The sequence below is a fragment of the Brevundimonas subvibrioides genome (assembly GCF_027271155.1).
Lineage (GTDB): Bacteria > Pseudomonadota > Alphaproteobacteria > Caulobacterales > Caulobacteraceae > Brevundimonas > Brevundimonas subvibrioides_D.
On record NZ_CP114542.1, the window covers coordinates 507652 to 527510 of the forward strand.

A 19859-nucleotide genomic window follows, 5' to 3' on the forward strand; every position below is an offset into this window, starting at 1 on the left:
CTCGCCTGAAGGTCGGTGTTCCATCAGTGTGGGTCCAGCCTCCCCGCTGCCCGAGATGACCATGCCCGTGTCCAACGTCCCCGTCGCTGACGATCGCCTGCGCGAGGAGGTTCGCCTGCTCGGCGGACTGCTGGGCGAGGTGATCCGCGACGAGGGGGGACAGGACCTCTACGACCGGATCGAGGCGGTGCGTGTGGCTTCCGTCGGCTATCACCGGCACGCGGGCGCGCGCGGCTCGGCGGAGCTGGAGCGGCTGCTGTCGGACCTGTCGCTGGACGATGCGGTGGGGCTGGCCCACGGGTTCGCGGTCTTCTCCCTGCTGGCCAATGTGGCCGAGGACCGGGCCGGCAAGCGCCGCGCCCGCAGCCAGACGGCCGAGGGGGCGCGGCCCGATACGCCCGAGGGGGCGCTGGCCCGGCTGGCGGAGGCTGGGCGGTCCGTCGAGGACGCGCGGGCCCTGCTGTCGGAGGCCCTGATCTCCCCGGTCCTGACCGCCCACCCGTCGGAGGTGCGAAGGAAAAGCGTCATCGACCGGATCGCCACCGTGTCTGACCTGCTGGATGCCTGCGACCGCGATGACCTGTCGTGCGCGCCCGATGTCCTGATCTCGGGTCTGCGTCGACAGACGGTGATCCTGTGGGCGACCCGGCTGGTGCGCACGACCGGCCTGGTGGTGCAGGACGAGATCGACACGGTGGTGTCTTTCCTCGAACGCGTCTTCCTGAAGGTCGCGCCGGAACAGCTGATCGACTGGCGCAGGCGTCTGAAGGCGCCGGACCTCAAGCCCTTCATCCGCATCGGGGCCTGGGTCGGCGGGGACCGGGACGGCAATCCCAATGTCGACGCCGCCGCCCTGCGCGCCGCCTTCGCCACGCCGGCCAAGGCGGTGCTGCGCCACTATCTGGAGGCGGTGAACGCCCTGGGGGCCGAGCTCAGCCTGTCCGGTTCGCTCGCCACCATCAGTCCGGCGCTGCAGGCGTTGGCGGCCGGGTCCGGGGACGCCTCTCCCCACCGCGCCGACGAACCCTATCGCCGCGCCCTCAGTCAGATCTATGCCCGGCTGTCGGCGACCCATCCGATCCTGACCGGAGAGACCGCGCCGCGCCCCGCTCTGTTCAACGCGCCCCCCTATGATGGACCAGAGGCCTTCCGCGCCGATCTGGCGGTCCTGCAGGACAGTCTGGTGGCCAGCCACGGCGCGGTCTTCGCCGACGACGGCCTGTCGCGCCTGATCGCCACGGTCGATGTTTTCGGATTTCACATGGCGACGCTCGATCTGCGCCAGAATTCAGACGTCCATGCGCGAGTCGTTTCCCATCTTCTGCGCGTGGCCGGTGTCTGCCCCGACTATGCCGCGCTGGATGAGGAGAGCCGCATCGCCCTGCTGTCGGCCGAGCTGGCCGCGCCGCGCCTGCTGTTCAGTCCCTATGAGGCCTACGACCCCGAGGTGCTGAAGGAACGCGCCATCCTGCAGGCGGCGGCGGAGGCGATTGGCACCTTCGGACCCCAGGCGATCCGCACCCATATCGTGTCCAAGACCGACGCGGCCTCCGACCTGCTGGAGGTCTATCTGCTGCTGAAGGAAGTCGGCCTGTATCGCCACGACGACCCGGCCGCCTGCCCGATCCAGGCCGCGCCCCTGTTCGAGACCATCGACGACCTGCGCGCCGCCCGGCCGACCCTGACCCGCCTGCTGCAGGAACCTTCGGCCCTCGCCGTGGCCCGTGCGCGGGGCGTGCAGGAGGTGATGATCGGCTATTCGGATTCCAACAAGGACGGGTCCTATCTGACCTCGACCTGGGAACTGCACGAGGCGTCGCGGGCGCTGCTCGGCGTGACCCGGACGGTCGGCGTGCGGTTACAGCTGTTCCACGGGCGCGGCGGGGCCGTGGGCCGGGGCGGCGGGTCCAGCTTCGCGGGCGTCATCTCGCAGCCCACGGGCACGGTCGCGGGCCGGATCCGCATCACCGAACAGGGCGAGGTGATCGCCAACAAATACGGCGAGCCCGACGTGGCGCGGCGAAACCTGGATGCCCTGACGGCCGGGACCCTGATCGCCTCACTCGCCCCGCCGCCGGACGAGGCGATGACCGCGAAACACGGGGCGACGGCCTCGGCCCTCTCGATCGCCTCAATGGCGGCCTACCGGGCCCTGGTCTATGAGACGCCGGGCTTCGTCGACTATTTCCGCGCCGCCACCCCGATCAACGAGATCGCCGGGCTGAAGATCGGTTCGCGGCCCACGTCGCGGACCGCCTCCACCGCCATCGAGGATCTGCGCGCCATTCCCTGGGTGCTGAGCTGGAGCCAGAGCCGCGTCATGCTGCCCGGCTGGTTCGGCTTCGGCTCGGCCGTGCAGGGCCAGGACATGGAAGAGCTGCGCGCCATGGCGACCGACTGGCCCTTCTTCCGCACCCTGCTCCAGAACATGGAGATGATCATGGCCAAGTCCGACATAACCATCGCCCGCCGCTATGCCGGACTGGTTCCGGACCCGGCGCTGGCGGCTTCGATCTTCGGGGCCCTGAAGGCCGAATGGGACCGGACGCGTGATGCGGTCCTGGCCATCAGCGGACAGACGGAGCTTCTGGGCGGACAGCCCGAGCTCGACCGTCTGATCCGTCTGCGGATGCCCTATGTCGAGCCGTTGAACCACGTCCAGATCGAGCTGATCCGCCGGCGGCGCTCGGGCGACGACGACCCCCGCGTGCGTGAAGGCATCCTGCTGACCATCAACGGCGTGGCCGCGGGCCTGCGGAACAGCGGTTAGGCCGGTCGCCGCGCCCGCAGCGCCTGGACGATCGTGCCGTCATCCAGCCAGTCGAGGTCGCCACCGACGGGCACGCCGCGGGCCAGGGACGTGACTTCGACCCCGTCGCCCGCGACCCGCTCGGCCAGATAGTGGGCGGTGGTCTGCCCATCGACCGTGGCGGGCAGGGCCAGCACGACCTCGCGCACCTCGCCGCCCTTCACCCGCCCGACCAGTTCGGCGACCCGGAGCGCATCGGGGCCGACGCCGTCCAGCGCCGACAGCAGCCCGCCCAGCACATGGTATTTGCCGCGGAAGGCGCCCGACCGCTCCATGGCCCACAGCGACCCCGCCTCCTCGACCACGCAGATCAGCCCGTTGTCGCGCGATCCGTCCGAACAGATCGAGCAGGGGTCGCGGGTGTCGGGCGTACCGCAGATGGAGCAGGACACGACCTTGGCCGCCGTCTCGGCCAGGGATGCGGCCAGGGGCTCCAGCAGCTGTTCGCGCTTCTTCAGCAGGGCCAGGGCGGCGCGGCGGGCCGAGCGGGGACCCAGCCCCGGCAGCCTGGCCAGGAGCGCGATCAGCCGCTCGATCTCGGGTCCCGCCGATGCCGCCAAGTCAGAACAGCTTGGGCATGCCGGGAATGTTCATGCCCGCCATGGGGCCGGCCGCCTCGCGCATCAGGTCGGTATTGACGGTGTCCAGCCTGCGCCTGGCGTCGGCATGGGCGGCGACGATCAGGTCGGCGAGGATTTCGGTCTCGCCCGGTACCATCAGACTGTCGTCGATCTTCACGCCGGTGAGCTCGCCCGCGCCTTTCAGCGCGATCGTCACCAGACCGCCGCCGGAGCTGCCCTCGGCGGTGGTTTCGGCCATCTTCGCCTGGGCGTCCTGCAGCTTCTGCTGCATCGCCTGGGCCTGCTGCATCAGTTGGTTAAGGTCTTTCATGGCCACAGGATAGGCCGGGACGCGACGTCGCGACAGGGGGGAAGGACCCCGATGCTGTGATTTGCCCGCTTGCACCGACGAACGGGGTGCCTATTTTCGCAACTGCAATCGTTGCTATTTGCCCCGGGACCCATCTTGATGACCTACGATCCTTCCACCCGCGATGTGGCGCTGGACGATACCGCCCTGGCCCAGCTGTTCACCGAAGCCCGGACGCGCAACGACTTCAGCGACCGGCCGGTCCCGGAGGCGCTGCTGCGCCGCCTGTACGATCTGACCCGGTTCGGACCGACCGCCGTCAACTCCACCCCGGCGCGGTTCCTGTTCCTGACGTCGGTCGAGGCGCGTCAGCGGCTCGCGCCCTTCATGAGCGGCAACAACCGCGAGAAGACCCTGAAGGCGCCGGTCAACGTCATCATCGGCATGGACACCCGGTTCCATGAGACACTGCCCAGACTGTTTCCCCATGCGCCCGGTGCCAGGGACTGGTTCGCCGATGAGGCGGCGCGCAGGGAATCGGCCTTCCGCAATTCGTCGCTTCAGGGCGGCTATTTCATGATCGCCGCGCGCGCCCTCGGTCTGGACGTCGGTCCGATGTCGGGCTTTGACGCAGCGGAGGTCAAGGCCGCGTTTTTCGCCGGCACCAGCGTGGAGCCGAACTTCATTCTCAACCTGGGCTATGGCACCGACGAGAACCTGTTCCCCCGCTCGCCGCGCCTGGACTTCGAGGAGGCGGCGCAGATCCTGTAGGGCCCTATTCGTCTTCGTCCGCGTCGTCGGGAATGCTGGGCATCTCGACGGCGGGAGCCAGGGTCTTGATTTCGCCGACGACGGCGCCGGGGAAGGCCTCCATCACCGCGCGGACGAAGGGATCGGCCTCGACCTCGGCGCGCAGGGCGACGGTGGCCTTCCTTTCCTGTTCGATCAGGGTCTCGCCGCCGCCCTGACCGTTGGCGACCACGAACCACTGGCGGCCGGTCCAGTCCTTCAGCCGCGACGACAGGCGGGTGGCGAGGTTGGCCGGGGCCCCGTCGACGGGCTCGTAGGTCAGGGCACCCGGCTTGAACGACACGGGACGCACATAGCGCTGCACATCCATCTGCAGGGCGATCTCGCGCTTCTCGCCGATCAGCGCGACCACGGCCTCGAAGGTCTGCGGGTCCGGCAGGGCGGGCTGGGCCGCCGCTCTCGGGGCCATCCGGGCCGACGCACCGCCGCCGCCGCGCGGTCCACCGGCGCCGGTGCCGCCACCTGGCCCGCCGGACAGCGGCTCGCCCGACTGCAGGCGCTTCAGCGCCTCCTCCGGCCCGGGCAGGTCGGCGGCATAGGCCAGCCGCACGATGGCCATCTCGACCGCATCGGCGGGGCTGGGCGCGCGGCGAACCTCGTCCAGCGCCTTGAGCAGCATCGACCAGGTCCGCGACAGCGTCCCGGCCGAGACCTGGGAGCCCATGGCCGCCAGTCGCTGGGCCTGATCGTTGGGCAGGCGGGTCGCGTTCGGCCCCAGCATCTTGGCGACCGCGGCTGCGTGGCAGTGTTCCAGCAGGTCGTTGGTCACCTGCACGGGGTCCGCCCCGAAGCCGTAGAGCGTGCGGAAGGTCTCCAGCGCCTCGGGTGTCCGCCCGGCCATGATCTGTTCGAACAGGGCGATGGTCTGGCTGCGGTCGGCCAGCCCCAGCATGTCGCGGACCGTGTCGGTGGCGACGGTCTCGCCGCGCTCGCCCTGAACCAGCGCCTGATCCAGCAGGGACAGGCCGTCGCGGACCGAACCCTCGGCGGCGCGGGCGATCAGGGCCAGGGCGTCGTCCTCGACCTTCATACCCTCCCGGGTGGCGATCCGGCCGAGGTGCTCGACGAGGATTTCCGGCTCGACGCGACGCAGGTCGAACCGCTGGCAGCGGGACAGGATGGTCACCGGCACCTTGCGGATCTCGGTGGTGGCAAAGATGAATTTGGCGTGGGGCGGCGGCTCTTCGAGCGTCTTCAGCAGGGCGTTGAAGGCCTGGTTCGACAGCATGTGCACTTCGTCGAGCACATAGACCTTGTAGCGGGCCTCGACCGGCGCATAGCGGACGGACTCCAGGATGTCGCGGATGTCGTTGACGCCCGTGTGGCTGGCGGCGTCCAGCTCCATCACGTCCATGTGCTGGCCGGCCATGATCGCCGCGTCGTGGCGGCCGTGGGCGGTCAGCTCCAGCGAAGGCCGGTCGATGACCTCGGTCTCGTTGTTCAGGGCCCGGGCCAGCAGGCGGGCGGTGGTCGTCTTGCCGACGCCCCGGACGCCAGTCAGCATGAAGGCGTGGGCGATCCGGCCGGTGGCGAAGGCATTGGTCAGGGTGCGCACCATCGCCTCCTGACCGATCAGGTCCTCGAAGGTGCGCGGCCGGTATTTGCGGGCCAGGACGGTGTAGGCCTCACCATCGTTCCGGTGCGCGTCGTCGGCGACCCCAACGGGCGGGACGGCGGCGGGTGCGACAGTCGGCCCGGCCGCCGGCGCACCGAACATGTCGTCGGTGTTCTCGTCGCGCTCATGCTTTTCGGATTCCGGGGCGTCGTCCTCCGCCCAGGGCGGATCGCCGGAATCAAGGTCGACGTCGGTCATCCGGCGACGTTACCGCGACTACGCCCCTTGATGCGACTCCGATCGAAAGAACATTCACAGAGCCGCGGCCAGGCCGACCCGCTTCATCGGATTCACGATGGAGGTCCTCCGGTGGATCGAGCCACAGGCGCGACCGGGGCCGGTGGAGGGGCCCTGTGGTCAGCTGTTGCCCTCTGGGCCGGGCTGGGAGGCGGGGGCCATCTCGGGGGCCGGCGTCTCGTCGTCGGTGCGCGCGGCCAGGGCCTTCAGGGCGGGGCTGATCCAGGCGACGGCAACGGCCCCGGCAAGCAGCAGCGCATTGCCGGCGAACGGGGCGAACTCCCGCCATTCGTACAGCGCGACGCCGGCCACGGGGGGCCCGAGGAAACTGAGGCCCGCCAGCGACATCATCAGCCCCGCCACCGCGCCCTGCTCATGGGGTCCCACGGCCAGCGACGATCCGGCGGTGAAGCCCGGGCGCGCGAAGCCGACGCCCATCGAAACGACCGCATAGCCGACAACCACCCCGAAATAGCCCGGCGAGGCGATGCTCAGCAGATTGCCGCCCAGCGCCAGGGCCGCGCCCCAGCGCATCAGTTCGGGTGGACGCAGCTTCAGCAGCGGGATCAGACCCCACTGGACCATGAGGGTGGCCGTCGCTCCGGCGAACATAGCCAGGGCGATGAAGGGCTGGGCCGCGCGCGCGTCCAGCCCGGTCGTCGCCATCTCGTCGATGATGTGGAACCCCAGCACGGAGATATTGACCGCCTGCGCGCCCGTCACCAGCAGGCCGAACAGCAGGAAGTCGCGCACCCGCGGATCGCGCCACAGGCCCTTGCCGACATCGCTTCGCTGGCCGCTCGGCGACGGGATGCGGACGACGTCTCCGGACGGCAGGAACCGCATGACGATCACCAACACGATCAGGCCGAACAGGGCGAAGACGTACATCGGCCCGGCCAGTCCGACGAGCGGCAGGATGAACAGGGGTGACAGGACCGGCCCCAGCACCGTGCCCAGTCCCTGGGCCGAGGCCAGCAGGGACATCGCCTGGGTCCGCTCCGCCGGTCCGGTCCGGTCGGCGACATAGGCCTGGGACGCGATCGGCGCGGCCGATCCGAACACGCCATAGACGGTGCGCGCGGTGGCCATCAGGGCAAAGGCGATGATCGGCCCCAGCCACCCCTCGATGCCGGAGGTGGCGGCCAGACCGAAGCCGGTCATCGACACCACGAAGCCGCTCATGCCGATGACGATGACCCGCTTGCGTCCCAGCGTATCCGACAGCCGCGCCCAGAACGGCGAGGTGAAGGTCCACATCAGGGCCGAGATGGCGAAGGCCCCGGCGACCAGGGTGTCCGACAGGTGAAACTGCCGTCCGATCGCGGGAAGGACCGACTGCAGCCCCATGTTCCCCGCCGCAGCGATCAGGCTGACGATGAACAGGATCATGAAGGCGGGGGATCTGGGGGACATCGGATCGGCATAGCGCCGACCCGGCCCAAGGTCACGGCCCTGGCGATCCGGTCCGAAAGCCGCGAGACACGGACGGCCCGGCGATGCAGTGTCGGCTGGACGGAACCCCGGGAGACGACATGGCCACCCTCCACATCGAACGAACCCTTCATGCCCCGGCGGACAAGGTCTGGGACGCCCTTCGGGATTTCGGTGCCCTGCATACGAAGACAGCGCCGGGCTTCATTCTGGACACGGTCGTGGAGGGCGACGTGCGGACCGTGACGTTCAACGGTGGGCTGGTCCTGCGCGAACGGCTGATCGCCATCGACGATGAGCACCGCAGGATCGTCTACAGCATCCTTGCCGACACGTTCGAACACCACAGCGCGTCCAACACCGTCGTGCCCGAGGGCGAGGACCGGTGCCGCTTCATCTGGGTCGTGGACTTCCTGCCGGACGGTCCGAAGGAGCGTATAACCGCCATGATGAACGCCGGAATCGACGCCATACAGGCCTCGATGGAACGAGACCCGGCCGCCTGATCGGCTCAGTCGTCGCCGACGACCGTCAGCGTCGGCTTCAGCCGTCGCCCGTCATCCAGACCCAGCCGCGCCTTGACCTCGAACAGGTCCGCCCCGGCCGGCACGATCAACAGGGCCTTGGGGTTGGCGGCGTTGATGGCCACGACGGCATTCCGGGGACAGATGTCGAAACAGCCGGTCTGGATCACGGCCAGTTCGGCCTTGCGTCCCTTGCCGTCGCCGGGCCGGAGGTATTTCTTCAGCGCCTTTTTCAGGGTCTTGTCGCCGTCGGGGCCAAAGCCGCCGTCCAGCTTCTTCTGGCATTTCTTGCAGACCAGGACGACGTCACGCCATTTCGTCTTTGCGGTCTTGATGGCCATGGGCGCTACATCGGTCGCGGGGTAGCCGAACGCAAGGCGCTTGCGTCGTCGCGATCCCTGACCCCATCATCTGCCGGCCCTTTCCGGAGACCGCCGATGATCCGCCCCGCCCTTCTGGCCGCCGCCCTGACGCTGGCTGCCTCGCCCGCCCTGGCCCAGTCCGGCCCCGTCAGCGCCGCAGAGGTCGCCACGGCGGCCGAGGGTGTCCGGGCCGAGGTCGTCGCCTGGCGTCGCGACCTGCACCAGCATCCGGAACTGGGCCTCGCCGAGACGCGCACAGCCGCCTTCGTCGCCGAACGCCTGCGCGCCATGGGCATCGAGGTCCGCGAGGGCGTCGGCCGCACGGGCGTCGTCGGCGTGCTTCGCGGCACCGGGACCGGGCCACAGCATGTCGTTGCCCTGCGCGCCGACATGGACGCCCTGCCGGTGCTGGAGGCGACGGGTCTTCCGTTCGCCTCGACCGCGACCGGCACCTATCAGGGCGCGACCGTGCCGGTGGCCCATGCCTGCGGCCACGACGCCCACGTCGCCATGCTGCTGGGGGCCGCCGAGGTTCTGAGCGGGATGAAGGACCGGTTCAGCGGCACCGTCGTCTTCCTGTTCCAGCCGGCGGAAGAAGGCGTGCCGCCGGGCGAGCCCCTGGGCGGGGCGCGGCTGATGATCGAGGCGGGCGCGCTGGCGGATCCGAAAGTCGAGGCGATCTTCGGCCTGCACGTCGTGCCCGGTGTCCCGGGGACGATCTTCTATCGGCCGCAGGGCTTCATGGCGGCCTCGGACCGGGTCGACATCGTCCTGCACGGTCGCCAGACGCACGGGGCCTGGCCCTGGCGTGGCGTCGACGTGATCGCGGTCACGGCGAATGTGATCCAGACCATCAACACCCTGACGGCCCGCACCATCGACCCGACCACCACCCCGACGGTCTTCACCATCGCCACGATCGACGCCGGCGTCCGCTACAACATCATCCCCGAGGAGGCGACGATGGCGGGCACGCTGCGCACCTTCAACATCGCCCAGAGGGACGCCCTGGTCGCCCGCGCCGAGGCCGCGGTCGATCACATCGCCGAAGCCTATGGTGCAACGGCCGATTTCTCGGTGCGCCAGAACGCGGCCCTGGTGTTCAACGACGAGGCCCTGTCGGCCTGGCTGGCCCCGGTCCTGACCGAGGCGGCGGGCGAGGGCAAGGTCAATCCGGCCTCTCCGCCCACGACGGTGGCCGAGGATTTCTCGTATTTCCAGGGCGAGGTGCCAGGGGTCTTCTACCACCTGGGGGCCACGCCGGACGGCGTCGACCCGGCCACCGCCGCGCCCAATCACTCACCCCAGTTCGACGTCAACGAGGCCGTCCTGCCGGTCGGGGTCCGCGCCCACGTCCTCAGCGCGCTGCGGTTCCTGGAACGGCCCTGAGGAATGAGGCGTCAGGCGCGCTCGAACACGGTCTCGATGACCCGGCGATAGGCGGCCGTCAGGGCCACCAACTCGGCGACCGGCACCCGCTCGTCGATCTGGTGCATGGTCTGGCCGACCAGTCCCAGCTCCAGCACCGGGCACATCGCCCGGATGAAGCGCGCGTCGGACGTTCCCCCCGTCGTCGAGGCCTCGGGCCGGAGGCCGGTCGAGGCCTCGACCGCGTCCTGCACCGCCGTCACGAACGGGCCATGCGGCGTCAGGAAGGCCTCGCCCGAACACATATGTTCCAGGGTGATCTGAAGCCCCGTTTCAGCCTGGACCCGCCCCGCCTCCCGGTTCAGCCAGTCGATCAGGCCGTCGCCGGTCTGGGCGGGGTTGAAGCGGATGTTCAGCCGGGCCTTCGCTTCGGCCGGGATCACGTTCGTCGCCGGATTGCCGATGTCGATGGTGGTGATCTCGAGGTTCGACGGCTGGAAGGCCTCGTAACCCTCATCGAGGACGTGCGCGTCCAGCGCCGCCAGAAGCCGCACCAGCACGGGGGCCGGATTGGCCGCGCGGGCGGGGTAGGCGACGTGGCCCTGTTTGCCGTGGACCGTGATCCAGCTGTTCAGGGAGCCGCGCCGTCCGATCTTGATCATGTCGCCCAGCAGCATCTGCGAGGACGGCTCGCCGACCACGCAGGCGTCGATGACCTCTCCTTCGGCCATCAGCGCCTCGACGACCCTTTTGGTCCCGTGAAGCGCCGGGCCTTCCTCGTCGCCGGTGATCAGGAAGGACAGGGACCCGGCCGGTTCGCCCCCGTCTTCGGCCCTGGCGGCCAGGATCTGGGACACCGCCGCGACCCAGGCGGCGATCCCGCCCTTCATGTCCACCGCGCCCCGGCCGTAGAGCAGGCCGTCCCTGACCTCGGCCTCGAACGGACCGGACGACCAGGCCGTTGCCTCGCCCGTGGGGACGACGTCGGTGTGGCCGGCGAAACAGAGGTTCGGCGAGGCCGTGCCCCGGCGGGCATACAGGTTCTCGATCCGGGCATCGGTCGCGGCCCCGGTCGAACCTTCGAACGCCATGCGCCGGCAGGTGAAGCCCAGATCGGTCAGCACCCGCTCCAGCGTGTCCATCGCGCCCGCATCGACCGGCGTCACCGACGGCCGCCGGATCAGACGCTGCGTCAGTTCGACAGGATCGATCACGGGAGTTGATGCGCCGCTCATGCGGTCATGCTTTAGGGGGACTTCGCCGCCACGAGAAGTGCATGCCCAGGATCGACATCGACGCAGCCCCCGAACGCAACGGGACCGCCTATCCGCCGCCTTTCGACGCGCCGTGCCGGGATCGCCGACGCCGGCGGCTGGGCAATGCCGTCGGCCTGACACAGTTCGGCGTCAACCGGCTGGTTCTGGCCCCGGGCTGCTGGTCGTCCCAGCGGCATTGGCACACGGCCGAGGACGAGTTCGTCTGGGTCGTATCGGGCGAGGTCGTGCTGATCGAGAATGGGGGCGAGGTCGTCCTGAAGGCGGGCGACTGCGCGGGCTTTGCCAAGGGCGTGGCCAACGGGCATCACCTGGTCAATCGCTCCGACGAACCCGCCGTGGTCCTTGAGGTGGGCGGCCGGAACCCCGAACAGGATGCGGTCGACTATCCCGATATCGACCTGATGATCGCAGGAGATGGCGACACCGCCTATCGCCACAAGGATGGAACGCCCTATGAAACTCCGTCCGGACGCGTGAAGTGACCGACGCACCCGAGGCTCACGGCACCAATCCGTGGGCGATCAACGATTTCCGGCTGATCTGGCTGGGGCGGATCGCCGCCGTCCTGGCCATCCAGATCCAGTCCTCCGCCCTGTTGTGGCAGGTCTATGAGATCGCACGCCGGGACCATCCGATCGCGGAGGCCAGCCTGTATCTGGGTCTCGTCGGTCTGGCCCAGTTCATACCGCTGCTGGCCCTGACCCTGCCGGCGGGCGAGATGGCCGACCGGCGCGATCGCAAGCGCACCGTCGTCCTTGCCATCGTCGCCGAAGGGGTCTGCGCCCTGTCCTTCCTGGCCATGGCGATCCACGGCAGCCCGCCGCTGTGGGGCCTGTTGCTGGTGGCCTTCGGGTTCGGGGCCTCGCGGGCGTTTCTGGCCCCGGCCAGCCAGGCCTTCCTGCCCATGGTCGTCGGCCGGGCCGCCCTGCCGCGCGCCATCGCCGCCCAGTCCATCGCCTTCCAGACCGGGGCCATCGCCGGTCCGGCCCTGGGCGGGGTCATCGTCGGCCTGTCGGTGCCCCTGGCCTACGCGTCTTCGCTGACCCTGTTCTTCCTGGGGCTCGCCTGCTTTGTAATGATCCGCACCAGCGGCAAGCCCTCGCCGATCGAGGGGGGCGTGGGGCGGTGGCAGGCGGTCAAGGACGGCCTGAGATACGTCTGGGACACCAAGATCGTGCTGGGGGCCATCTCGCTGGACCTGATCGTGGTCCTGTTCGCTGGCGTGGCCCTGCTGACCCCCATCTTCGCACGCGACATCCTGCATGTCGGCCCCGAGGGGTTCGGCCTGCTGCGGGCCTCGTTCGGCGGCGGCGCCTTCCTGATGGCGCTGGTGCTGGCCCGCTATCCCCTTCCGGGCAAGGGCGGGGTGCTGATGTTCGCCTCCGTTGCCGTGTTCGGCCTGTGCACCGTCGTGTTCGGCCTGTCGAAGATCGTCTGGATCAGCGCGGCGGCCCTGTTTATCGGCGGCGCGGCCGACATGATCAGCGTCAACATCCGCCAGACCCTGATCCAGCTGTCGACGCCCGATCACATGCGCGGGCGGGTGTCGTCGGTGTCGATGCTGTTCATCGGTGCCTCGAACGAACTGGGCGAGGCCTATTCCGGGCTGATGGTGCGCGTCCTCGGACCCATCGGTGCGGCGGTCTTCGGCGGCGTCGGGGCCCTGACCGCGACCGGGCTTTGGGCGAGGCTGTTCCCGGACCTCAGGAAGGCCGACAAGCTGGTGTGAAGAGAGGCAGTAGGCAGTAGGCAGTAGGGAATAGGGATTAGGGACTGGTGGGCTGCGGCTCAGGCAAACTTCCACTGCCTACTGCCTACTGCCTGCCGTCCCCAATCATCCCCACACCCTGAAGTGCTTCGACAGCTTCAGACCCTGCCTTTGATAGTGGCTGCCGCCCTCGCCATACAGCCGGGTCGGCCGTTCGGTCAGGGGCTCATAGACCAGGCGGGCGACGATCTGGCCGTGTTCCAGCAGGAAGGGGGTGTCGTGGGTGCGGACCTCCAGCACCCCCTTGGACCCCGCCCCGTGCGCCTCGTCGGTGCCGAAGCCGGGGTCGAAGAAGCCGGCGTAGTGGACGCGGAACTCGCCCACGCTGGGGTCGATCGGCGTCATCTCGGCCGCCTGCGTGACCGGGATCTCCACCGCCTCGTTGGAGGCGAGGATGTAGAACTCGCCCGGATCCAGCAGCAGTTCGCCCCGGCGCAGGGTCAGGGGCTCCCAGAAGTCCTTCGGGTCATGACCGTCGATCCGGTCCAGATCGACGACGCCCGCGTGGCGACGGCCCCGGAAGCCGACGATGTCGCCGCCCTGCAGATCGACGCCGACGCTGCGGGTTTCCAGCTTCGGGGGCTCGCCGGCCTTCAGCCGCAGCTGGTTCAGCCGCGTGCCGGGGCGGACCAGGATGGAGAAGGTCTGGGGCGCGATCTCGAGATACAGAGGCCCTTCGTAGCCCTCGTCCACATCGTCGAACGAGCCGCCGCGATCGGTCAGCAGCCGCACGAAGACATCGACCCGGCCGGTCGAGGACTTCGGATTGGCGCGGGCGATCAGACCACGGGGCAGGCTGAGCCGTTCCTGCAGCTCGGCGATGTAGACGCAGCCCTTTTCCAGAACATAGCCCCCCGACAGGTCGATCGAATGCATCGACACGTCCGCGATCCGGTCAGCGACCAGCCTTTGTCCAGGCAGGAAGGAGGCCCGAACCCGCCAGGCCCGCGCGGACAGGCGCAGGTCCAGACTGGCGGGCTGGACCTGATCGGCGTCGAACGGGGTCGCCGAGGTGATCGCGCCCGTGGCGATCAGGGTCTCGATGGACTGGCAGGGCAGGATGCCGGGAACGGAAGATTCGAAGGTCATGCTGAACGCCATACACAGGGATGGTGCCGGACGCACCTCCGGCCGGGCGCGCTGACGCCCGCGCCGTGGTCGCTTGCCGCTTGAGCGTGCTTGAATCGGCCGCAGGGCCGGGCGACGATGCGCTCATGTACGATACCCGACCCTATGAAGCCGAAACCGATGGCGTGATCGTGCGGGTCCGACCCAGCTATCTGGCCGGACAGTCCGATCCTGACGAGGGACGCTGGGTCTGGGCCTATCAGGTCGAGATCGAGAACCGGGGCCCCGAGGCCGTGCAGCTGATGGCCCGGCGCTGGATCATCACCGATGCGACAGGCCATGTGGAAACCGTCCGCGGTCCCGGCGTGGTGGGCGAGCAGCCGCTGATCGGCCCGGGCGACAGCTATTCCTACGCCTCGGGTTGCCCCTTGCCGACGCCGTCGGGAACGATGGAGGGGGCCTATGTGATGACCGACGCGACGGGCCGTGAGTTCGAGGCCACCATCCCCGCCTTCAGCCTGGACGTGCCGGGCGGCCGGGTGCTGAACTAGAAAATCCTCACCCGGAGCGAAGCGAACGGGGGAGGGGGACCGCGAAGCGGTGGAGGGGGCCACCTCAGACACGCTGCGTGGTCCGCCCCCTCCACCCCCGCGCAAGGGCGCGGCGGTCCCCCTCCCCCGCTGCGCGGTTGAGGATCAAGAGGTGTGGGGCTGCGTCAACCCGGATAACCGCAGCCCCGTCCCCGCCTTCGCGGGGATGACAATCGACCGGTCGCGCTCAAGCAGCGAAGCGCCGCGCGCGTAGCGGTAGCGCCCTTTAGATGTAACGCCGCAGACTGCGGGCCAGCTCTTCCTTGCCGCCGCGCTTCATCTGCGGCTGATAGGCGACGCGGGCGTGTTCCTGGCAATAGACGCCTTCCGAGGCGCGACGGCCGCAGAAGCTGAACTCGGTCGAGGACGGATCGCCGATCGGCCATTTGCACATGTGCGCCCCCAGGGTCATCACCGTGGCGGTGCCGGGCATCTCGGCGACGGCGGGCAGGCTGGGCGCCGTCGCGACGGGACGCGGGGCCGGCTGGGCGGCCTCGATCCGGCCCGCCTCGAGGCGTCGGGGTGCCGACGGCTGTGCGGGCGGCGTGGTCCGCGTGCGGGCGGGGCGGAAGGTCGTGGTGCGGGCGGGCTGGGACGGTGTCGCGCGACCCGACAGACCCAGGCGGTGCACCTTGCCGATCACGGCGTTGCGGGTGACGCCGCCGCCCAGCTGCTTGGCGATCTGCGAGGCCGACTGGCCTTCCAGCCACAGCTTCTTCAGTGCGCCGACGCGATCTTCGGTCCAGCCTGCGGTCATGACACCCTCCGGGTCGAGCGATTCAAGATGTGGCGCCTGAAGCCCCCCTCGGGTTTCGACAGCCACAACTAATCGTAAACGACCCGTTAACGGACGCAAGATGTGCGAATCACTCCGTCCACAGAAACCACATCTTGAATCGGCGTTCGGCGAAAGGGTCGATCAGAGGCGACCGCCGGAGATGTGACCCTGACGTCTTCCGATCGCCGGGGCGCGTCGGCTGGATGGCGACGTCAGTTCCGGCTTGTGCCGGGTTTAGCGGGCCGAGATGCGGATCAGCTGGCCGTTGTCCTCGTCGGTGATGGCCCAGACGGCACCGTCCGCCGCTACGGCCAGGTCGCGGATGCGCTTGCCGAAGTCCGCGATCAGCCGCTCCTCGCCCACCACCCGGTCGCCGTCCAGCACCAGACGGGTGATGGACTTGCCGCCCAGGCCCGCGATCAGAAGATCGCCGTCCCAGCCGGGGAACATCGCCCCGGAATAGAAGGTCTGGCCCCCCGGCGCGATGACGGGATCCCAGTAATAGACCGGCTGCTCCAGCCCCTGCCGCGCCGTGATGCCGTCGTTGATGGGGCCGCCCGCATATTCGATCCCATAGGCGATGACCGGCCAGCCATAGTTCCTGCCCGCCTCCGGCCGGTTCAGCTCATCGCCGCCGCGCGTGCCGTGTTCGATGGTCCAGACGTGGCCGGTGCCGGGCTGGACCGCCACGCCCTGGACGTTGCGGTGACCCAGGGACCAGATTTCGGGCCGCGCCCCGGCCGTGTTCACAAAGGGATTGTCGGCCGGCACCGAGCCGTCGGCATTGATGCGGATGACCTTGCCCATGTGCGAACCCAGGTCCTGGGCCTGGGGGCGCATCGGTCTGTCCGAGCGCTCGCCCAGGGTGACGAACAGGTGGCCGGCCGGATCGAAGGCCAGGGAGGATCCGAAATGCTTGTCGCCGTCATAGGTGGGCAGCGCCCGGAAGATGACACGGACATCGCCCACCGAGGTGCCGTCGTCCGACAGCCGCCCGCGCGCGACCGAGGTCGCATTGCCGCCCTCGCGCGGCTCCGCATAGCTCCAGAAGATGGTCCGGTCGGTCGTGAACGACGGCGACAGGACGACGTCCAGCAGGCCGCCCTGGCCGCGCGCATCGACGACGGGCAGGCCGGTGATCGGTGCCCCGACCTCGCCCCCGGCGGTGATGATCCGCAAGCGGCCCGGCCGCTCTGTGACCAGCCAGCGGCCGTCCGGCAGCAGGGCCAGGCCCCAGGGATGGGACAGGCCGGAGGCCACGACCGTGGTCGTCAGGGCCTGTTCGGTGCGCACGCCGGCCGCGCGGGTCTGGCCCTCGAAGGCCGGAGTCTGGCTCGCGCCGTTGGCAGGGCGGGTCTCCACCGGGGCTCCGGCGGCCGGGGTCCGGGACTGGCCGCTGGCCTGACAGGCGGCGGTGAGCACGAGGATGGACGTCGAGGCGGCGAGCAGAAGCGGGCGCATGGTGATCTCCGGGTCGGTCTATGCGGTCAGTCTCTGCCCCGAACGGCGCGCAAGCTCCAGCGTTCCGACCGCCTGCCGTGCCGCGTCGCGCTGTCGCGGCGGCGACGGACGGAATGGCGACTTGAACCGCGCGGGCCTGAACGATATAGGCACGCCTCTCGCGCGCGGCCCCGGCCGCCCGCGCTCTGCCCCACGGGCCAGAGGCTGGGTAGCTCAGATGGTTAGAGCGGTGGATTCATAACCCACAGGTCGGCGGTTCGATCCCGCCTCCAGCCACCATTTTTTATTATCAATAACAACAAGTTAAAGAGCTGCGGCCGTATACCAAGCTCGAACCGGCCCCCAACATTTGGAGCCGCCGGGCGTTGTTGAAGTCAGCACGCGCGTCCCGACGGGCCATCGCTTCGATGATGCGTAGAAGGGCGGGTTCCAGGTCATCGGTGAGGGGTTCAGAGAGGACTGCATCGAAGGCCATGGCCGAGGTCTAGACCGGCGGGGTGAATAGACCGTGCGCGCGACGATTTCGCATAACACGCGATGTGCGAGGCATGATTCACGGAAAATACCGGCTTTCCGGTGCTCTGTGGACTCTGAGTTGAAAGCCTGTTTGGTTTCCGCCGGAGTGGGGAAACATTACTTATGGCGGCATCAGCCTCAGAGCGGCGCGTATATCAGTGGCACATTGCCTTATCGACGAAACCTAGCGAGGCCGCAGTCAAGGTTACGCAGAGCATGGATGACGTGATCGGCATCCTGGAGTCAGAGTGGACCGCTAGGCGGGCGCGAGTCCTGGTCGCCAAGGGATCAAACCGGTTCGTTGAAGCCGATGACCAAGAGGCCGACCCGAAAAATCAGATCTACATTGCCGACATGGGCCGTGACCCAACGACCGGAACGGCGACGCTTCTTATCAACCGAGGAGATCCCGACGCCCTCGGGCCGGCGTATATCGAGATCGCGCCAAATGCCGTTGCCGGGAAAATTCGATCCACCACGGCGACGGCCAACGAAACGCCAGGATGGTCTGCTCACCTGGTTTTGTCACTAACGCCTAAAGGCGGTGTCTACCGAGCGTGCTTCGAGCAGATGCCGAAAGTCTCCAGCTCGCTCGTCGAGACCGCCCTTAACCGCATCATCGCCCAAGCGATCAAGGGCAATCCCCACTACGCTTTTGAACACGTCACGAAAGCGAAAGGGCGATCCAAGCTTTCGCGAAAGCCATACGCGCCGATCTTGTCAGCGGAGCGGGTGCCGACTGAGAATGCGTCAGATGACCTAAAAAATGCTGAGCTGTCTCAAGTCACCTTCACCCGCAAGTTGACACAATACAGCGGCGTCGGGTCGGCCGAGATCATCGAGTATATGGAAGAGAAACTCGTCATTCACACCAAGCCAGTCGGTGAAGATCAGATGATCCGGGGCCTGAAAAACCTTTTAAATCAGGCGAAAGATGAGGGTTTTAGTAAAGTCACATTTGGTATTCATAAACTGCCGGGCGGCGCGACCAGCAACCCGACGCTCGACCTTGATATGGAAGATGCACTAGAGAAGCTTTATGTACGTGCGAAGCGTCTTAGTGAATTCGGAGAAGTGCTTCTTTCTTGCTATCCGAAGATAAATTTCGCGATCCAGTCTAAGATGATTGAAGTTGTTGCCTCTCCGGGTAACTGGTAGATCATTCAAATGATGATATGGGCATTCAGGCAACTTGCAACGCCGTGCAACTATCTCCGGATACGTCACGGCGAAGATGTGTTTCGATCGAAGCTCGTTTACGACCTAATACTGCCCGGCCTTCTAGCCGGCGGCACGCTCGCCGTGGCGTTGATTTGCGACATGCCGCTTTCGGTTCTTGAGGATAAGGAACTCTTTGGGGCGATGTCCGGCCTCTTGGCAATTCTAATCGGCTTTTACATGGCCGCTCTAGCGGCCGTATCAACGTTTGATCGCGCCGGTATCGACAACAAGCTGGAAGGGCACGACGCCCTGCTGTCGGTGAGGCGGACAGACGGAAGGGGGCGAGTCGATAAGAAGCTGTCCTATCGCCAGTTCATATCCTACCTGTTTGGCTACGCTTCGTTCCTATCGTTCATCATCTATGTGGCGCTGTTTCTTGGGAAAAGCGTCTGGTCTAAAATGGAAGCGGCGGTGCGCCAAATTCGTTTCGGCCCGGAAGTGATGGTCTACGGAATCGAGCCGCTGAGCTTCTATCTGACGGCGTTTTTCATGTGGCAGCTGTTCCTTGTGTCGTTGCTCGGGATCTATTTTCTCGCCGAGCGTATCCAAGAGTTACACGAAACCTAGTTACCCGGAGGCCGGGCAGCCGCCCGTGCGCATGGGCGGTAAACGTTACGACGCTAGGATGAAGTGGAGCGCCGGTTCGGAAAGGTCAGTCCCTGACATTAGGCACTGATCTTCATGATCGGGTCTACATTGGGGACCCGTTCGATCCCGCCTCCAGCCACCACCGTTTCCCCATCCCGACCGTCCCGCAACCTTCGCCATGAGAGGGCGTTCGGGTTGAAGGTTCCAGGATCATCCCAAAGGGGTTCGCCATGTCCATTCGTCTGTCCGCCCTGTTCGTCGTCCCCGCCGCCATCCTGGCGCTAGGTGCCGCCGCCTGCTCGCCCGCCGAACAGGAACAGACCGAAGCCCGGGACGATGCGGCCGGGGACAGGGCCGGGGCCACGGCCGGGAAGGCGGGATCGGCGCTGAAGGAAGAGGCGTCCCAGGTCGGGTCGGCCATCGCGGCCGGTGCCTCCGAAGCCGCCCAGGAGGTCGACGAGGCCACCGATTCGCTGGCCCGAAAGGCCGACGCGCAGAAGGCCGAGACCGCCCGCGATACCCAAGGCAACGCGACGCCGAACTAGTTGGAGTCAGCAATCGGC

Annotated in this window: 19 protein-coding genes and 1 tRNA gene; 11 read left to right on the forward strand and 9 right to left on the reverse strand. The window is 67.9% G+C overall.

Annotated elements, in window-relative coordinates; all coding sequences use genetic code 11:
* The first annotated feature begins 61 nt into the window (after positions 1-61).
* A complete protein-coding gene (gene ppc / locus O3139_RS02555; RefSeq protein ID WP_269515339.1) occupies positions 62-2770 on the forward strand; it encodes a phosphoenolpyruvate carboxylase in 2709 nt (902 codons plus the stop codon).
* Here the strand turns inward: ppc and recR are convergent.
* Together recR and O3139_RS02565 are read right to left on the reverse strand one after the other, a co-directional pair.
* Complete coding sequence (recR, locus tag O3139_RS02560; RefSeq protein WP_269515340.1) at positions 2767-3369, reverse strand: recombination mediator RecR; 603 nt, start codon at positions 3367-3369, stop codon at positions 2767-2769. The two genes, ppc and recR, sit on opposite strands and share 4 nt — an antisense overlap.
* A 1-nt stretch (position 3370) precedes the next feature.
* Positions 3371-3700 carry a YbaB/EbfC family nucleoid-associated protein gene (locus O3139_RS02565; protein ID WP_269515341.1) on the reverse strand — a complete coding sequence of 110 codons (330 nt, stop codon included), beginning with the start codon at positions 3698-3700 and terminating at the stop codon, positions 3371-3373.
* Between the two features lie 138 nt (positions 3701-3838).
* Here O3139_RS02565 and O3139_RS02570 point away from each other — a divergent pair, with 138 nt between their 5' ends.
* The gene (locus O3139_RS02570) at positions 3839-4450 is read left to right on the forward strand and encodes a malonic semialdehyde reductase (protein WP_269515342.1); all 612 of its coding nucleotides are present in this window, start codon (positions 3839-3841) and stop codon (positions 4448-4450) included.
* A 4-nt stretch (positions 4451-4454) separates the two neighbouring features.
* Here O3139_RS02570 and O3139_RS02575 read toward each other — a convergent pair whose 3' ends face one another.
* Together O3139_RS02575 and O3139_RS02580 are read right to left on the reverse strand one after the other, a co-directional pair.
* Positions 4455-6302: a DNA polymerase III subunit gamma/tau gene (locus O3139_RS02575; RefSeq protein WP_269515343.1), complete on the reverse strand. Its 1848-nt coding sequence runs from the start codon at positions 6300-6302 to the stop codon at positions 4455-4457.
* 159 nt (positions 6303-6461) lie between these two features.
* Complete coding sequence (locus O3139_RS02580) at positions 6462-7757, reverse strand: MFS transporter (RefSeq protein ID WP_269515344.1); 1296 nt, start codon at positions 7755-7757, stop codon at positions 6462-6464.
* Positions 7758-7876: 119 nt separating this feature from the next.
* On the opposite strand from O3139_RS02580, the gene O3139_RS02585 reads away from it, so the two are divergent.
* A complete protein-coding gene (locus tag O3139_RS02585; protein ID WP_269515345.1) occupies positions 7877-8281 on the forward strand; it encodes an SRPBCC family protein in 405 nt (134 codons plus the stop codon).
* A 5-nt stretch (positions 8282-8286) separates the two neighbouring features.
* Here O3139_RS02585 and O3139_RS02590 read toward each other — a convergent pair whose 3' ends face one another.
* Positions 8287-8640, reverse strand: coding sequence for a hypothetical protein (locus O3139_RS02590; RefSeq protein WP_209321829.1), 354 nt, complete (start codon positions 8638-8640; stop codon positions 8287-8289).
* 96 nt (positions 8641-8736) lie between these two features.
* Between O3139_RS02590 and O3139_RS02595 the strand changes: the two genes are divergently transcribed.
* Positions 8737-10050: an amidohydrolase gene (locus O3139_RS02595; RefSeq protein ID WP_269515346.1), complete on the forward strand. Its 1314-nt coding sequence runs from the start codon at positions 8737-8739 to the stop codon at positions 10048-10050.
* Positions 10051-10061: 11 nt separating this feature from the next.
* Here the strand turns inward: O3139_RS02595 and dapE are convergent, their stop codons facing one another.
* Positions 10062-11264 carry a succinyl-diaminopimelate desuccinylase gene (gene dapE / locus O3139_RS02600; protein ID WP_269515347.1) on the reverse strand — a complete coding sequence of 401 codons (1203 nt, stop codon included), beginning with the start codon at positions 11262-11264 and terminating at the stop codon, positions 10062-10064.
* 41 nt (positions 11265-11305) lie between these two features.
* Here dapE and O3139_RS02605 point away from each other — a divergent pair, with 41 nt between their 5' ends.
* Together O3139_RS02605 and O3139_RS02610 are read left to right on the forward strand one after the other, a co-directional pair.
* Entirely contained in the window at positions 11306-11788 is a 483-nt protein-coding gene (locus O3139_RS02605; RefSeq protein WP_269515348.1) for a cupin domain-containing protein, read from the forward strand.
* Positions 11785-13035: an MFS transporter gene (locus O3139_RS02610; RefSeq protein ID WP_269515349.1), complete on the forward strand. Its 1251-nt coding sequence runs from the start codon at positions 11785-11787 to the stop codon at positions 13033-13035. The genes O3139_RS02605 and O3139_RS02610 overlap by 4 nt, the downstream gene beginning before the upstream one ends.
* A 105-nt stretch (positions 13036-13140) precedes the next feature.
* On the opposite strand, the gene O3139_RS02615 is transcribed toward O3139_RS02610, so the two are convergent.
* A complete protein-coding gene (locus tag O3139_RS02615; protein WP_269515350.1) occupies positions 13141-14163 on the reverse strand; it encodes a 2'-deoxycytidine 5'-triphosphate deaminase in 1023 nt (340 codons plus the stop codon).
* An 86-nt stretch (positions 14164-14249) separates the two neighbouring features.
* Between O3139_RS02615 and apaG the strand changes: the two genes are divergently transcribed.
* Positions 14250-14693 carry a Co2+/Mg2+ efflux protein ApaG gene (gene apaG / locus O3139_RS02620; protein WP_269516516.1) on the forward strand — a complete coding sequence of 148 codons (444 nt, stop codon included), beginning with the start codon at positions 14250-14252 and terminating at the stop codon, positions 14691-14693.
* A gap of 265 nt (positions 14694-14958) precedes the next feature.
* On the opposite strand, the gene O3139_RS02625 is transcribed toward apaG, so the two are convergent.
* Both O3139_RS02625 and O3139_RS02630 read right to left on the reverse strand, forming a co-directional pair.
* Positions 14959-15489 carry a GcrA family cell cycle regulator gene (locus O3139_RS02625; protein WP_269515352.1) on the reverse strand — a complete coding sequence of 177 codons (531 nt, stop codon included), beginning with the start codon at positions 15487-15489 and terminating at the stop codon, positions 14959-14961.
* A gap of 255 nt (positions 15490-15744) precedes the next feature.
* On the reverse strand, positions 15745-16971 hold the full coding sequence (locus O3139_RS02630; protein ID WP_269515353.1) for a PQQ-dependent sugar dehydrogenase: 1227 nt from the start codon (positions 16969-16971) through the stop codon (positions 15745-15747).
* A gap of 202 nt (positions 16972-17173) precedes the next feature.
* Between O3139_RS02630 and O3139_RS02635 the strand changes: the two genes are divergently transcribed.
* The 4 genes from O3139_RS02635 (at position 17174) to O3139_RS02650 (ending at position 19841) form a co-directional block, all read left to right on the forward strand.
* Positions 17174-17250: transfer RNA gene (locus O3139_RS02635), tRNA-Met, on the forward strand.
* A gap of 453 nt (positions 17251-17703) precedes the next feature.
* A complete protein-coding gene (locus O3139_RS02640) occupies positions 17704-18645 on the forward strand; it encodes a hypothetical protein (protein ID WP_269515354.1) in 942 nt (313 codons plus the stop codon).
* A 9-nt stretch (positions 18646-18654) separates the two neighbouring features.
* Positions 18655-19275, forward strand: coding sequence for a hypothetical protein (locus tag O3139_RS02645; RefSeq protein WP_269515355.1), 621 nt, complete (start codon positions 18655-18657; stop codon positions 19273-19275).
* Positions 19276-19526: 251 nt separating this feature from the next.
* On the forward strand, positions 19527-19841 hold the full coding sequence (locus tag O3139_RS02650) for a hypothetical protein (RefSeq protein WP_269515356.1): 315 nt from the start codon (positions 19527-19529) through the stop codon (positions 19839-19841).
* Positions 19842-19859 lie beyond the last annotated feature (18 nt).

Bases quoted from the DNA above. Each gene is read 5' to 3' on its own strand.
- O3139_RS02650 (WP_269515356.1), top strand. From the start codon at position 19,527: ATGTCCATTCGTCTGTCCGCCCTGTTCGTCGTCCCCGCCGCCATCCTG.
- O3139_RS02645 (WP_269515355.1), top strand. From the start codon at position 18,655: ATGATGATATGGGCATTCAGGCAACTTGCAACGCCGTGCAACTATCTC.
- O3139_RS02565 (WP_269515341.1), bottom strand. From the start codon at position 3,700: ATGAAAGACCTTAACCAACTGATGCAGCAGGCCCAGGCGATGCAGCAG.
- dapE (WP_269515347.1), bottom strand. From the start codon at position 11,264: ATGAGCGGCGCATCAACTCCCGTGATCGATCCTGTCGAACTGACGCAG.
- O3139_RS02605 (WP_269515348.1), top strand. From the start codon at position 11,306: ATGCCCAGGATCGACATCGACGCAGCCCCCGAACGCAACGGGACCGCC.
- O3139_RS02640 (WP_269515354.1), top strand. From the start codon at position 17,704: ATGGATGACGTGATCGGCATCCTGGAGTCAGAGTGGACCGCTAGGCGG.
- O3139_RS02615 (WP_269515350.1), bottom strand. From the start codon at position 14,163: ATGACCTTCGAATCTTCCGTTCCCGGCATCCTGCCCTGCCAGTCCATC.
- O3139_RS02630 (WP_269515353.1), bottom strand. From the start codon at position 16,971: ATGCGCCCGCTTCTGCTCGCCGCCTCGACGTCCATCCTCGTGCTCACC.
- O3139_RS02580 (WP_269515344.1), bottom strand. From the start codon at position 7,757: ATGTCCCCCAGATCCCCCGCCTTCATGATCCTGTTCATCGTCAGCCTG.
- O3139_RS02570 (WP_269515342.1), top strand. From the start codon at position 3,839: ATGACCTACGATCCTTCCACCCGCGATGTGGCGCTGGACGATACCGCC.
- O3139_RS02575 (WP_269515343.1), bottom strand. From the start codon at position 6,302: ATGACCGACGTCGACCTTGATTCCGGCGATCCGCCCTGGGCGGAGGAC.
- O3139_RS02590 (WP_209321829.1), bottom strand. From the start codon at position 8,640: ATGGCCATCAAGACCGCAAAGACGAAATGGCGTGACGTCGTCCTGGTC.
- O3139_RS02585 (WP_269515345.1), top strand. From the start codon at position 7,877: ATGGCCACCCTCCACATCGAACGAACCCTTCATGCCCCGGCGGACAAG.
- ppc (WP_269515339.1), top strand. From the start codon at position 62: ATGCCCGTGTCCAACGTCCCCGTCGCTGACGATCGCCTGCGCGAGGAG.
- O3139_RS02595 (WP_269515346.1), top strand. From the start codon at position 8,737: ATGATCCGCCCCGCCCTTCTGGCCGCCGCCCTGACGCTGGCTGCCTCG.
- O3139_RS02625 (WP_269515352.1), bottom strand. From the start codon at position 15,489: ATGACCGCAGGCTGGACCGAAGATCGCGTCGGCGCACTGAAGAAGCTG.